The organism is Cupriavidus sp. UGS-1 (assembly GCF_021213615.1).
Taxonomy (GTDB): Bacteria; Pseudomonadota; Gammaproteobacteria; order Burkholderiales; family Burkholderiaceae; genus Cupriavidus.
Map to the genome: position 1 here is coordinate 1 of NZ_JAJQJF010000037.1, position 509 is coordinate 509.

Here is a 509-nt window from a genome sequence, read left to right on the forward strand (position 1 = left end):
ACCGAGCGCGAGCACATGCGCATCGCGATGCAGATCATCCGCGAGCTGACCGGCAGCGCGCCGCTGGGCTGGTACACCGGCCGCGACAGCCCGAACACGCGCCGCCTGGTGGTCGAGCACGGCGGCTTCGTCTACGACTCGGACTACTACGGCGACGACCTGCCGTTCTGGACCGAGGTGCGGACGAGCAACGGCGAAACGAAGCCGCATCTGGTGGTGCCCTACACGCTCGATTCGAACGACATGCGCTTTGCCACGCCGCAGGGCTTCAACACCGGCGAGCAGTTCTTCCAGTACCTGAAGGACGCCTTCGACGTGCTGTACGCCGAGGGCGATCCGCAGGGGCTGAACCAGCCGAAGATGCTGTCGATCGGCATGCATTGCCGGCTGCTCGGACGCCCGGGCCGCTTCCGCGCGCTGCAGCGTTTCCTGGACTACGTGCAGTCGCACGACAAGGTCTGGATCGCACGCCGCATCGATATCGCGCGGCACTGGATCGAGACGCATCC

At 66.2% G+C, this 509-nt stretch carries 1 pseudogene; it reads left to right on the forward strand.

Features of this window, described 5'->3' with window-relative positions:
- Window positions 1-509 (forward strand): annotated as a pseudogene (locus LRR16_RS24375) (allantoinase); the annotation flags it as partial.